This is a genomic window from Halomonas sp. AOP25-F1-15, assembly GCF_052378675.1.
GTDB lineage: Bacteria > Pseudomonadota > Gammaproteobacteria > Pseudomonadales > Halomonadaceae > Vreelandella > Vreelandella casei.
In genome coordinates, this window is sequence record NZ_JBQSXV010000001.1 from 662,403 (window position 1) to 675,312 (window position 12,910).

Sequence of the window (12,910 nt, forward strand, 5' to 3'; positions counted from 1 at the left end):
GGTGTTTAGTGCAGCTTCATGCGCGGTTTTAAATAGCGATTGAGTTTGTCTACTAGCCAAGACAGTCCTGTTTTCGGCGCCCCGTGAATAGACAGCTGGTGCATGCGGTACAGCGAGGCGTATGCCTGACGAGCCAGCCAGCCTTCTAAAAACAATCCTTTGGAGGCTGAGCTGCGCATTAAATTGCCCACCGCGTCGTAGCGCGCAAGTGATACCAGCGAGCCATGGTCACGGTAGCGGAAGTCAGCAAGCGGCTTGCCTGCTAAGTGATTGGCCAGATTTTTGGCAAGTAGCGTTGCCTGCTGGTGGGCCGCCTGTGCACGGGGTGGCACGGTACCGCTTTCACCCATCGGGCAGCTTGCGCAGTCGCCCAGAGCAAAGATTCTCTCGTCATCGACGCTTTGTAACGTGGTGGCTACGTTGATTTGATTTTTAGTGTTGGTCGTTAATCCTAGCTCCGCCAGGAAGGGCGGTGCTTTGATGCCGGCTGCCCACACATTGATATCCGTTTCGATCACTTCGCCGTCATTGGTTACCAGCTGGTGCGCCTGGGCTTCTTTAATGGCGGTGTTGGTGTGAACGGTCACCCCCATGCTTTCAAGCTCAGTTTTAACCGTCTGGCTGATTCGCTCAGCAAGGCCTGGCAGCAAGCGCGGCGCCGCTTCCAATAAGTGAACGCTGATTGTCTGATGATCTAATGACGTGACGCCGTAGGCATTCAACATGCGCGAGGCATCAAACAGCTCCGCTGCGAGTTCAACCCCGGTTGCGCCACCGCCGACGATGCCGATGGTTAGCTGAGTATGCTGGCGCAGCGTCGGGTCGGTGTAGCGCAAAAAGGTGTTGATCATGTCGCGCTGGAAGGCTTTAGCCTGCTGCGGCGAATCGATAAAGTGGCAGTGCTCAGCAACGCCGGGGGTGCCGAAGTCGTTTGAAATGCTGCCCAGCGCCATCACTAAATAGTCATACGAGAGCTCCCTGGCGGGCAATACTTCAAGGCCGTGCTCATCCTGAATCGGCGCTAGCTGCAGCCGTCGTTCCTCTCGGTTTATGCCCGTTAATGAGCCCCGTTGATAGCGATAAAAGTGGGCAGACGAATGCCCGCGATAGTCCACCTCGTCCATGCTGGAATTAAGCACGCCGGTAGCCAGCTCATGGAGCAGCGGCTTCCAAACATGTGTGGTATCGCGATCTAGCAACACAATTTCTGCGCGTTTTCGCTTACCTAAGGTACGTCCTAAGCGTGTGGCGAGGGCTAAGCCGCCCGCGCCGCCGCCGACAATCACAATGGTGGGAGTGGTCATTATTACCTCCATGGCTAAATTAGCCATAGCATAGAAGTTTCTTCAGCTTCTGACTAATGCGAAAGTTGGCCTAGAGCGGGTAAGATGGGTGGCTAACGAAAGATTTTTCAGCAGCGAATGAAGTGAGAGGGCAATCAAGGTGCATTCAATACGACACTCGGCATTACATTCAGTGCTACAGGGCAAGCGACTGATTGCGTTCGACCTGGATGGCACGTTGATTGATTCCGTGCCGGATCTTGCTGTCGCTGTCATGCTTACCTTGCGTGAGTTAGGGCTGCGTGAACCGAGTGAAGACCAGGTGCGCAACTGGGTGGGTAACGGGGCGCCTGTATTAGTGCAGCGAGCTTTGGCCTGGGCGCGGGAAGAGGCGGCAGAGCCAGCGCTTGAAACGTGCGCGTATGAGGCTTTTATGAAGCATTATGGCGCCGCGCCCAATGCCCTCACGACGCTTTATCCGGGAGTTGTCCAAACGCTCCAGGCGCTGCATCAGCACGGCATGACACTGGTATTAATCACTAATAAGCCTGAGCGCTTTATTGAACCGCTACTCAACCATTTCAAGCTAATCGATTATTTCACGCTTTGGATTGGCGGTGATTCGCTGGCAGAAAAGAAACCCCACCCGTTGCCGCTGCTGCACGCTGCTGATAGGTGTCAAATATCCCCTTCTGAGTGTGTGATGGTTGGCGACTCGCGCCATGATGTGGCTGCTGGTAAAGCAGCGGGCTTTACGACGCTTGCGCTGCCCTATGGTTATAATCATGGCGAGCCGATTGAACACAGTCACCCCGATCTGATAGTCAGTTCGCTAACCGAATTGCTGATGACTGCACCCCATGCGACAAGGACCGCTTAATGATGACCCCGGAACGTTTTCAAGAGCTTAGCCAGGCAGGCTACAACCGAATCCCTGTTTCGCGTGATGTGCTGGCAGATTTAGATACGCCGCTATCGACCTATTTAAAGCTCGCCAATACGCCCTGGACGTTCTTATTTGAGTCCGTGCAGGGTGGTGAAAAGTGGGGCCGCTACTCCATGATTGGGCTGCCTAGCCATGAGCGTATCGAAGTACGTGGTTTTACGGTGCACCATATTAAAGAGGGTGAAGCCGCTGGGGTCACTGAAGTGGACGATCCCCTCGCGTGGATTGAAACATTCCAGAGTCGTTTCAAAGTCCCCAAATTAGATGATCAGCCGCGTTTCGACGGCGGGCTAGTCGGTTACTTTGGCTACGACACTATTCGCTATATCGAACCGCGCCTGCGCGGCGGCGCAGATAAGCCTGACCCGCTGAACGTGCCAGATATTCTGCTCATGGTGTGCAATGACTTTGTGGTATTCGACAATCTTTCCGGTCGACTAACGATCTGGACCCACGTTGATCCTGCCAAGCCAGATGCCTTAGAGCGCGCTCAAGCGCATTTGAAACATGTTGAGATCCGCCTGCGCGAAGCGCACATCAGCCCCAACAATGCCGGCAGCGACCGACAGCCCGTGCAGGAGAGTGACTTTAACTCAGGCTTTACCGAAGACGGCTTTAAAGCCGCCGTTGATAAAATCAAAGAGTACGTGCTGGCAGGGGACATCATGCAGTGCGTGCCTTCCCAGCGTATGTCGATTCCTTATCAGGCATCACCGCTCGATCTGTATCGCGCGCTGCGCAGCCTGAATCCATCGCCCTACATGTTTTTCTTTAACTTGGGCGATCATCACGTAGTGGGCTCGTCACCGGAAATCCTAACCCGGATGGAAGACGGTGAGGTGACCGTACGACCGATTGCCGGTACTCGCAAGCGTGGCAAAAATGAGGAAGAGGACGATGCCTTAGAAGCAGAGCTACTGGCGGACCCTAAAGAACTCGCGGAACACCTCATGCTGATTGATCTAGGGCGCAATGACGTCGGTAGAATTTGCCAAACCGGTAGCGTTGAAGTCACCGACCAGATGGTTGTAGAACGTTATTCTCACGTGATGCATATCGTTTCCAACGTGACCGGACAGCTGAAGCCGGGCCTGACGGCGATGGACGCGCTTCGTGCCACTTTCCCCGCTGGCACGGTTTCCGGGGCGCCTAAAATTCGCGCATTAGAAATTATCGATGAGGTTGAGCCGGTTAAACGGGGTATTTATTCCGGAGCGGTAGGATATTTGTCTTGGCATGGCAATATGGATACTGCGATCGCCATCCGTACCGCGGTGATTAAAGACGGCCAGCTGCATGTTCAGGCCGGGGCGGGCATTGTAGCTGACTCAGTTCCTGAAATGGAGTGGCAGGAGACGCTTAATAAGGGACGCGCGATTTTCAGTGCAGTGGCCATGGCTGAGCGTGGTTTAGACAACCTTTAACTCTGGGTCGATTACTCGGCCGTTGCGCCTCCTAACGCGGTATGCAGCACTTCCGCATTGTGGCGCAGCATGGCTGAGTAGTTAGCTGCCGGGCCATCGGTATTGCTTAGTGCATCGACGTACAAGGGGCCTGCTAGAGGGAGTGATGTTTCGCGTGACAAGGCATCCATGTGTATCTGCGAGGTGGTGCTCTCGTAGAACAGCGCTAAGGGACGTTTTTCGGCAAGATACTCGCTCATCTTAGCCATCGCCAGCGCGCTGCCTTGAGTCTCATGATTCACTCCCCATACCCCAAACGCCTGAAATGCGTAAGCGCGTGCAAAGTAGCCAAAGCCCGCCTCACTAGTAACCAGCGTGCGATTAATCTGCGGAATCCCATCAAGGCGCTCTTTCACCGCCTGATCAATGATCGAGAGCGCTTTCTTTGCTTCTTCGGCGCGCGCATAAAACGCATCGGCCTGGTCGGGCAGATGTTCGGCCAGCACGTCAGCAATGACATCAATGTAGGCGGCAGCGCCTTGAGGGTCCATCCACATATGGGGGTCTGGCTCGCCTTTATGCAGCCCGGTAGAGATCGTTATCGGCGCGTAATCCGCTTGAGCGGCTACCTCTATTAACGTGAGACGGTCACCTGACATCGCCTCAACATGGTGCATCCAGGGCTCTAACCCCAGTCCGTTATAAAACACGATATCGATATCTTCCATATCGAGCACGTTGGGCGGCGTTAGCTCCCAGCGGTGAACATCTTCTTCTGCAGGTACAATCACGTTGACGCTAACCGTATCACCGGCGACTCGTTTAACCAGGTCTTGCATGACAGAAAACGAGGCAATAACGCTTATTGTGGGGTTGGCATAGGCTGGCGCAGCGCTTAACACCGCAGCGCACAAGAGCGCACTCATCCAGGTAACCCGCTTTAACATCCCACGCTCCTAACGAACTTGAAGAACGAACTTGAAAAACCAACTTAAAAACTAGCGAAAAAAGATGGCAGATAATAAAGACTGCGGTGGCCCGTTGCCAGTTCCAATGCAGCGGCCTATGTAGAGAGAAAGGAGCCATTAGTCTGAAAAATGGTCCATTCCTAAGCATAGCGTGCATTATACTGAACGGAACGGTTTATTCTTTTCAAGCACTGTTGATGAAGGGCCACACTTAACCCCTGCAAGGAAGTGCTTGGTTGCGGTATCATCGAGTCCAACGTTTTTATTAGCAGTTTCATAAGGCGAGGGAGTAAGCGGGGCAATGGCGAAAGGACAGTCAGTGCAAAAAGTCTTAATGATCGATAATTACGATAGCTTCACGTTTAACATCGTGCAGTATTTGGGAGAGCTGGGTGCTGAAGTGATCACCCATCGTAATGACGAAATCAGCATTGAGCAGATTGAAGCGCTGGCGCCTACGCACCTAGTGGTGTCGCCCGGCCCCTGTACGCCCAATGAAGCAGGTATTTCCATGGCGGCGATTGAACACTTTGCCGGCAAGCTGCCTATTTTAGGCGTTTGCCTTGGTCATCAGGCCATTGGCCAAGTCTATGGCGGTAAAGTGGTTCGTGCCCCGCAGGTTATGCACGGCAAAACGTCAGACGTATGGCACGATAATCACGGCGTTTTTGAAGGGCTGGAGAACCCCGTGCAAGTGACCCGCTATCATTCTTTGGTGGTCGATAAAACGAGCCTACCCGATTGTTTAGAAGTGACTGCCTGGACAGGCGATGATGATGTCACGCCGGATTTAGTCATGGGGCTGCGCCATCGTGAGCTGGATATCGAGGGGGTGCAGTTTCACCCCGAATCGATTCTTACCCGCCAAGGTCATGAGCTGTTGGCCAATTTTTTAAAACGCGGCTGATTGCCGGTTTCACACGCTTTAGAGGCCCCTCTGCTCATGCAAATGCGCGATGCGATTAATGCGGTAATGCGCCGCGAAAACCTCTCTTTCGACACCATGCATGCTTTGATGCGCCAAATCATGACCGGCGATGCCAGCGATGCGCAAATTGGCGCCTTGCTGATGGGGTTAGCCATGAAAGGCGAAAGCGCGCTAGAGATTAGCGCCGCTGCCCAGGTAATGCGCGAGCTAATGAAACGTGTCGAGCTGAACGTTGATAACGTGGTAGATATAGTGGGGACTGGCGGCGATGGTGCCAATTTGTTTAACGTTTCGACCGCTGCTAGCTTTGTCGCCGCCGCAGCGGGTGCTCATGTGGCCAAACACGGTAACCGCAGCGTCTCATCATCGTCTGGCAGTGCTGATCTGTTCGACGTGGCGGGCATTTATCTTGATCTTAAGTCCCAGCAGGTAGCGCGCTGCATCGAGCAGGTGGGGGTAGGCTTTATGTTTGCACCTAACCATCATCCGGCTATGCGTTACGCTATTGGGCCTCGCCGCGAGATGGGCGTTCGCACGTTGTTTAATATTTTAGGTCCGTTAACGAACCCCGCCGGTGCGCCTAATCAGGTACTAGGCGTTTACGCTCCCGAACTTGTGCCGCTAATGGCCGAAGTGCTTAAAACGCTGGGCAGCCGACACGTTATGGTGGTGCATTCAGAAGATGGCTTGGATGAGATTTCGCTGGCGAGCCCCACTCTGGTTGCGGAGCTCAAAGATGGCGAAATTAGCCAATATACGGTGACACCCGAAGAACTGGGCATTGAGCGTCAGAGCCTTGCCACGCTTAAAGCCAACAATGCAGAAGATAGCCTGCGCTTAGTTAAAGCAGCCTTGGCCGGTGAGGGCGCCGCTGCGGATATCGTCGCGCTGAACGCCGGTGCAGCGCTTTATTGTTCTGGGGTGGCGGACACGTTAAAAGAAGGCGTAATGGTGGCCCAGGATGCACAAGCGTCCAAACTGCCGCTTGAGAAGCTTAAAGAGCTTTCGCACTTTACCAGCGTTTTTAAGCCGTAGGCTCTTAAACAAGATAAGCTTTAAACACGAAGAGATCACCATGACTCAACAGGCAACGCCGACTATTTTAACGCGCATTCTGGCCCGTAAAGACCAAGAGGTGGCTGAGCGCCGTCAAGCAGTTTCAGAACAGGATCTGCTAGCGCTAGGTGAGCAGCAAAGCGCACCGCGCGGTTTTATTAACGCTCTCAATGCGCGCATTGCGACAGGCGACCCGGCCATTATCGCTGAGGTGAAAAAAGCCTCGCCCTCAAAAGGCGTGATTCGTGAAGAATTTCATCCTTCGGATATTGCTAAAAGCTATGCGCAGGCGGGTGCAGCATGCCTTTCCGTGCTCACCGATGCTGATTTTTTCCAGGGCCATGAAGACTATCTGATTGCCGCTCGTGATGTCTGCTCACTGCCGGTGATTCGCAAAGACTTTATTACTCACGGCTATCAGGTGTCAGAGGCTCGCTCAATTGGTGCAGACTGCATTTTGCTGATTGTTGCTGCGTTAGATGATAGTCAGCTACGCGATCTGCATCAGCAGGCCAACCAGCTAGGGATGGATGTGCTGGTGGAAGTGCATGATGCCGATGAGCTGACGCGCGCCCTGGCGCTCGACCTGAAACTGATAGGCATTAATAATCGCAATTTGCATACGTTTGAAACTAGCCTGAACACCACGCTTGATCTGCTATCGCGGATTCCTGAGCATGTCACGGTGATCACCGAGTCGGGTATTCATACCCGCGATGACGTTAAGCTAATGCGTGATCATAGCGTTAACGGCTTCTTGGTCGGTGAGGCTTTTATGCGTGCAAGTGACCCAGGCCTGGCGCTGAAGACTCTTTTCTTCTGAGTTTCAGCGCCGAGCCTGTTGGCTATCGATCAGTTAAGCGCTGCGTAACAGCGTAAGCAGCGCTTGAAGCGGGTGGCGCAGGGTTTGGCTGGAATAACGTTTCACCTGGCTGCGACAGGAGTAGCCGGTCGCTAACAGCCTGCCTGTATTGTGCGGTTCTTCCACCTGCGGCTGCCAAGACTGAGCATAAATAACCTTTGAGGTCGCCACGTTACGGGTTTCATGGCCATAGGTGCCGGACATGCCACAGCAGCCGGTGGCCATCAATTCAAGCTCTAAACCAAACGCCGCGAACACCTGCTGCCAGGCCTTGGGGCTGGCCGGCGCATTGGTTTTCTCGGTGCAGTGGGATAGCAGCTTAAAGCCCGGGTCGGTGAGCGTTAGCTGGTTAGGCGCCAAGGTGTTAAGGCGAGTCACTAGCCACTCTTGGAGCATCATTACATCGGGCACTGCCTGATCCCCAAACGTTTTCACATACTCTTGACGGTACGTCAGGGTCATCGCTGGATCAATGCCCACCATCGGAATGTCAAAGCGTGCCAATGTGCGCAGCCGTTTGGCCTGTCTGGCTGCGGTACGCTCAAAGGCACCCAGAAATCCCTGCACATGAAGGGGTTTTCCGTTCGCAGAGAAGGGCATTACGAATACCCGTAGATCAAGCCGCGAGAGTAGCTCAACGATATCCATGACCAATGTGGCTTCAAAATGGGTGGTAAAGGCATCTTGAACAATGATCACGCTGTTGGCGCGCTGCTGCTCGGTGAGGATGGCAAGCGCTGCGGGCGTTGCTTCGGGCACTCCCCAGGCCCGTAGCTGCTTTTTAACGCTTGACGGTGAAAGCGCTGGCGAATCGCTAATGCCCAGCTGTTGGCCCATCAGCTTTTCGATCCAGCGCTGTCCGATCACGGCGTTATACAGCGGAGCGGCTTTGGCCAGAGAGGGCAGCATGAATTCGGTGCCGCCGATGACATAGTCGCGCAACGGGCGCAGATAGCGGCCGTGATAAACTTCTAAAAACTGCGAGCGGAACTGGGGAACATTGACCTTAATCGGGCACTGTCCTGCGCACGATTTACAGGCCAAGCAGCCTGCCATGGCATCGTAAACTTCATGAGAGTAGTCGTGATGTTGTTTGCGGCTTAGGCTATTGGCCATCCGGCGCGGAAAGCTTTTGATAAATCCCCAGCCGCCTTCGGCCTTTTTCTTGCGTGACTCTTCCACGACGTCAATGCCCGCCTGGGATTGTAAGCGCAGCCATTCGCGAATCAAGCTGGCGCGGCCTTTAGGCGAGTGACGGCGATCCCGAGTGGCCTTCCAGGAAGGGCACATAGGATCGTCAACGTCGTAGTTATAGCAGGCGCCATTGCCGTTGCAGTATACCGCGGCGTCATAGGCCTGCCATGCTCGCTCATCGATGGTGCGGTCAAGCTGGCCACGCGTCGTCACGCCATCAATGGTCAGCAGCTCTGGGTCACGCTCGCGGGCAATTAGCTGGCTAGGCTCACGCGTGGCCGTTGCCCCCACGTCTTCAGACGCCGAGGACAACGGCGTCGCGATTTTGCCCGGATTGAGCTGGTTGTAAGGATCAAACGCAGCTTTTACACGCTGAAGGCTAGGGTAGAGCTCGCCAAAGAACTTAGGCGAGTACTCTGAGCGCACGCCCTTGCCGTGTTCACCCCATAGCAGGCCGCCATATTTTTGGGTAAGAGCGGCTACTTCGTCGGAGACGGCGCGAATCAGCGTTTCCTGCTCCGGGTCCTTCATGTCGATGGCGGGGCGCACGTGAAGTACGCCTGCATCCACATGGCCGAACATGCCATAGGTGAGATTGCGGGCATCCAGCGCGGCACGAAATTCGGCGATAAAGTCAGCCAAATGTTCTGGCGGCACGGCGGTGTCTTCCACGAACGGAATCGGCCGTTTTTCACCTTGGACGTTGCCCAGCAGTCCCACCGAGCGTTTGCGCATGCCGTAAACTTTCTGAATCTGGGCGCGTCCTTCTGCCAGGGTAAAGCCTAGCCTTTCTACCGTTGGATCTTGGCTTAGATAGTCGGTAAATAACCGTACGCGGTCGGCGAGAGTTTTCTCATCATCGTCGTTGAATTCAATCAGGTTAATGCCGCGAATCGGCATGCTGCCGGTGGCAGGGAAAAACTCGGCCACGCTATCCCAAACAAAGTCCTCCATGGCGAGCTGGAGCACTTTATCATCGACCGTTTCAATCGAAGTGGGCCGTGCGGCACTCGCCATCAGTGCTTTAGCATCCCGCAGGGCATCCATAAAGCTTGTATAGCGCACGTTGACCAGGGTGGAGTGCTTGGGGATCGGCAGCACGTTCAGCATCGCTTCGTTTAGAAAGCCCAGCGAACCTTCCGAGCCGCATAGCAGGCTGTTGAGATTGAGTTGGCCTTCGTCATCGCGCAGGTGGGCCAGGTCGTAGCCGGTTAAGCAGCGATTGAGAGGCGGAAATTTTGCCTCTATCAAATCACGCTGCTGGTCGATAATAGCGGCGGCGGTGGTATGCACGCGGCCTAAAACACCTTCTTTTTGGCGTTCGCTGTGCTCTTCGTCCGAGTTCAGCGGGCGGCTATGCAGGTGCTGGCCGCCGAGTAAGACAGTATCCAGTTGCAATACGTGATGGCGGGTTTTACCGTATTCGCAGCTGCCCTGGCCGCTGGCATCCGTTGAAATCATACCGCCGATGGTGGCGCGGTTGGAGGTCGAAAGCTCCGGGGCGAAAAACAGCCCGTAAGGTTTTAAAGCGGCATTGAGCTGGTCTTTTACCACCCCGGCCTGTACGCGCACCCGGCGGTTCTCAGCATCTATTTCAAGGATCTTATTCATGTGGCGAGAGACATCGACCACAATGCCGTCGGTCAGTGACTGGCCGTTAGTGCCGGTGCCGCCCCCACGTGGTGTCAATACAACGCCCCGATGAGTTGTTTGTGCGGCGAGTTTGGCTAGGCGCTCTAGATCTTCGGCATGCTTGGGGTAAACCGCTGCCTGGGGCAGGCGCTGGTAAATAGAGTTGTCGGTTGCCAATACCGTGCGGTGAGCGTAATCAGGGGCAATGTCGCCTTCAAAGCCGCGTGTTTTGAGAGCTTCGAGAAAACGTACATAGGCGTTACCTAAACGCTCAAACGGAGCGGAACGCGTGTCCAGGGGTGCAATCATAGGTGATTAAGCCGTCAGTGCCGGGGGTGCAATAAAGGAAGTCGGCTACTTTACCGCAGCGGCTGCCTAGCTGCATCTTAACTGATGATTTACCCAATTTCTTGCAGGCATCTTATTCGGCACCCAATGCTTCTTTGACCAGTGCTAACGAGGCGTCTGACATAGGCAGCGTTAAGGCCAGTGCGTGGGCACGGGGCGACATTTTTCGCCAAGTCTTTTGCACAATACGCACCATATGCTCGTGCTCAATCTTGCGTGAGAAATCTGCAAAGTAATTCTCTAGAAAAACGAGGCAGGCACAGTCTTCTAATGCCTGCACATCGGCATCGCGTCCCAGGCCTTTTTTGCCAATAATGGTGGCGACTCGCTCGGCGTCTTCGGCTGAAAAGCCTGTATCGTGCATTAGCTGGGCGGTAGTGTCTCCAGCACGAATACCTTGGTCGCGGCGCCAGGTGAGGTAGCCTACACGTCCTTCGGGGTACTGCTCGCGCGGTACTAACCAGCGTTGCAGGTGCTGAGCACGTATTGCTAGGCGCAGTACTTTATCAGGAGCGTCGTGTACGCGATCTAACCAGCCACTCATACGCTGAGCATAGGCCAGTTCCTGCGGTGTTGACGTGCCATCCGCTAGAATGCTGGTGCGTGGGTCTTGCGCATGCAGTGCATCAATGGCGGCGAGCGTTTGATCAAAAGCAGTCGGCATAGCAGCGGTGCTCGGCTAAGAGAATGGTTAAATTGAATAGCGTCTAAATTGGATAGGGATTAGGTTGCCGCGAAACAGCGCCAATCGCAACGGCAGAGTGGGAAAAGCTTGAATCCGCCGCCTGCTGCAAAGCGCAGCAGGCGGACGTTTTGATGAATAACGGCCCGTGTTAGGTCTGGCGGGCGTTATAGACGGTTTCGTTGAGCTCACCTTCGCTCTTACCTACTAGGGTTGTTACCATTAAATCACCGGCGACATTGACACTGGTGCGCGCCATATCAAGAATGCGGTCAATCCCTGCGACGACCGCGATCGCTTCTAGCGGCAGGCCAACCTGCGCCATGACAATTGAGAGCATAATTAAGCCAGCACCCGGTACGCCCGCGGTGCCAATCGAGGCCAGCGTGCCGGTGGCAACAATCATACCGTAGTCCATCATGCTCAAATCAGTACCGGTCATCTGGGCGATAAACAGCACCACCACGCCTTGGTAAAGCGCTGTGCCATCCATATTGATGGTGGCGCCTACCGGTAGCACAAACCCCGAAACACCTTCGGAAACGCCAAGGTTTTTCTGCGCACAGCGGATAGATATGGGCAGGCTGCCGGCAGAAGAAGCGGACGAAAATGCCACCACAATAGCGTCCAGGCTACCCTGCAAGTAACGCATGGGGTTTAAGCGCCCAATCAGATAGATAAAGCCGGAGTAGATCAGCAGGACGTGGAGGATGCTGGCGAGATACGCGACGCCAATCAGCTTGGCCAGCGGCAGCAGTATCTCTAAGCCGTATTGGCCCGAGACGTGCGCGATCAAGCCAAATACGCCAAAGGGTGCAAAGGCCATCACAATACCCGTGAGCTTGTACATGGCTTCGGCGAAGCTGTCGAACACCTTCATCACCGGCTCGCCTTTATCGCCAATGAGCGTCAGTGAAATACCCAGGCCAATGGCAAACACAATGATCTGCATAATGTTGCCGTTGGCCAGGGCGTCCAGCGGATTGCGTGGCACTAAATCAACCAGAATAGAGATCAGCGACGGAGCTTCGTTTGCAGCAACTTCGCTATCGAAGCTTAAGTTGACGCCTACCCCCGGCTGCAGCAAAGTAGACAACAGCATACCGATGCTGATGGCAAAGGCCGTGGTGATCAAATAGAGCGTAATCGTCCGGGCACCAATGCGACCCATTTTCTGCGGGTCGCGCATCGAGGTAATGCCCACCACCAGCGTAGAAAACACCAGCGGCACAATCAGCATCATAATCGCGTTGATGAAAATATCGCCGAGTGGCTTAAATACGCTGGCGGTCTCGCCCAGCATAGCCCCCGCTAGAATGCCTAGCGCTAAGCCGGCCAAGATCTTTTTCCATAAGGCTATTCTTCGCCACCAGGCAAATTTTCCTTGCTGTGTTGTTTCTGGCACTGCCCACCTCCTATCAAAGTGTAAAGGCCTATCCTTAGGTGATTCGCCAGTCGAATCGCCGGGCACTTTATCACTTTTGGGAAATGATGGGGCGCGGACGTGGAGCTAAACACGAGCCTGATGCTACCAGTCATGGCTCCTTGCCGCGCTTTTGCCTACAATAGGCGCCTTTATGCACGCGCGTTAGCGCGATGCTCTTATTA

Annotated in this window: 10 protein-coding genes; 5 read left to right on the forward strand and 5 right to left on the reverse strand. The window is 54.5% G+C overall.

Going from position 1 to position 12,910, the window contains the following annotated elements:
* Window positions 1-5 precede the first annotated feature (5 nt).
* Window positions 6-1,304, reverse strand: coding sequence for an NAD(P)/FAD-dependent oxidoreductase (locus ACT3TF_RS02980; protein WP_096279112.1), 1,299 nt, complete (start codon window positions 1,302-1,304; stop codon window positions 6-8).
* A gap of 133 nt (window positions 1,305-1,437) precedes the next feature.
* Here ACT3TF_RS02980 and ACT3TF_RS02985 point away from each other — a divergent pair, with 133 nt between their 5' ends.
* Both ACT3TF_RS02985 and trpE read left to right on the forward strand, forming a co-directional pair.
* Entirely contained in the window at window positions 1,438-2,163 is a 726-nt protein-coding gene (locus tag ACT3TF_RS02985; protein ID WP_444671573.1) for a phosphoglycolate phosphatase, read from the forward strand.
* A 2-nt stretch (window positions 2,164-2,165) separates the two neighbouring features.
* Window positions 2,166-3,653 carry an anthranilate synthase component I gene (gene trpE / locus ACT3TF_RS02990; RefSeq protein ID WP_096282324.1) on the forward strand — a complete coding sequence of 496 codons (1,488 nt, stop codon included), beginning with the start codon at window positions 2,166-2,168 and terminating at the stop codon, window positions 3,651-3,653.
* 11 nt (window positions 3,654-3,664) lie between these two features.
* On the opposite strand, the gene ACT3TF_RS02995 is transcribed toward trpE, so the two are convergent.
* The gene (locus ACT3TF_RS02995) at window positions 3,665-4,579 is read right to left on the reverse strand and encodes a metal ABC transporter substrate-binding protein (protein ID WP_096279116.1); all 915 of its coding nucleotides are present in this window, start codon (window positions 4,577-4,579) and stop codon (window positions 3,665-3,667) included.
* A 322-nt stretch (window positions 4,580-4,901) separates the two neighbouring features.
* On the opposite strand from ACT3TF_RS02995, the gene ACT3TF_RS03000 reads away from it, so the two are divergent.
* The 3 genes from ACT3TF_RS03000 to trpC are packed head-to-tail and all read left to right on the forward strand — an operon-like array spanning window position 4,902 to window position 7,407.
* On the forward strand, window positions 4,902-5,507 hold the full coding sequence (locus tag ACT3TF_RS03000) for an anthranilate synthase component II (RefSeq protein ID WP_096279118.1): 606 nt from the start codon (window positions 4,902-4,904) through the stop codon (window positions 5,505-5,507).
* Between the two features lie 36 nt (window positions 5,508-5,543).
* The gene (gene trpD, locus ACT3TF_RS03005; RefSeq protein WP_441684228.1) at window positions 5,544-6,563 is read left to right on the forward strand and encodes an anthranilate phosphoribosyltransferase; all 1,020 of its coding nucleotides are present in this window, start codon (window positions 5,544-5,546) and stop codon (window positions 6,561-6,563) included.
* Window positions 6,564-6,603: 40 nt separating this feature from the next.
* Entirely contained in the window at window positions 6,604-7,407 is an 804-nt protein-coding gene (trpC, locus tag ACT3TF_RS03010) for an indole-3-glycerol phosphate synthase TrpC (protein WP_441684227.1), read from the forward strand.
* A 33-nt stretch (window positions 7,408-7,440) separates the two neighbouring features.
* Here trpC and ydiJ read toward each other — a convergent pair whose 3' ends face one another.
* From ydiJ to ACT3TF_RS03025, 3 genes are all read right to left on the reverse strand, one after another.
* Window positions 7,441-10,581, reverse strand: a complete 3,141-nt coding sequence (gene ydiJ / locus ACT3TF_RS03015; protein WP_444671542.1) for a D-2-hydroxyglutarate dehydrogenase YdiJ — start codon at window positions 10,579-10,581, stop codon at window positions 7,441-7,443.
* 112 nt (window positions 10,582-10,693) lie between these two features.
* A complete protein-coding gene (locus ACT3TF_RS03020; protein WP_441684225.1) occupies window positions 10,694-11,284 on the reverse strand; it encodes a DUF4202 domain-containing protein in 591 nt (196 codons plus the stop codon).
* 169 nt (window positions 11,285-11,453) lie between these two features.
* Window positions 11,454-12,707, reverse strand: a complete 1,254-nt coding sequence (locus tag ACT3TF_RS03025) for a dicarboxylate/amino acid:cation symporter (RefSeq protein ID WP_444671543.1) — start codon at window positions 12,705-12,707, stop codon at window positions 11,454-11,456.
* Between the last annotated feature and the right edge of the window lie 203 nt (window positions 12,708-12,910).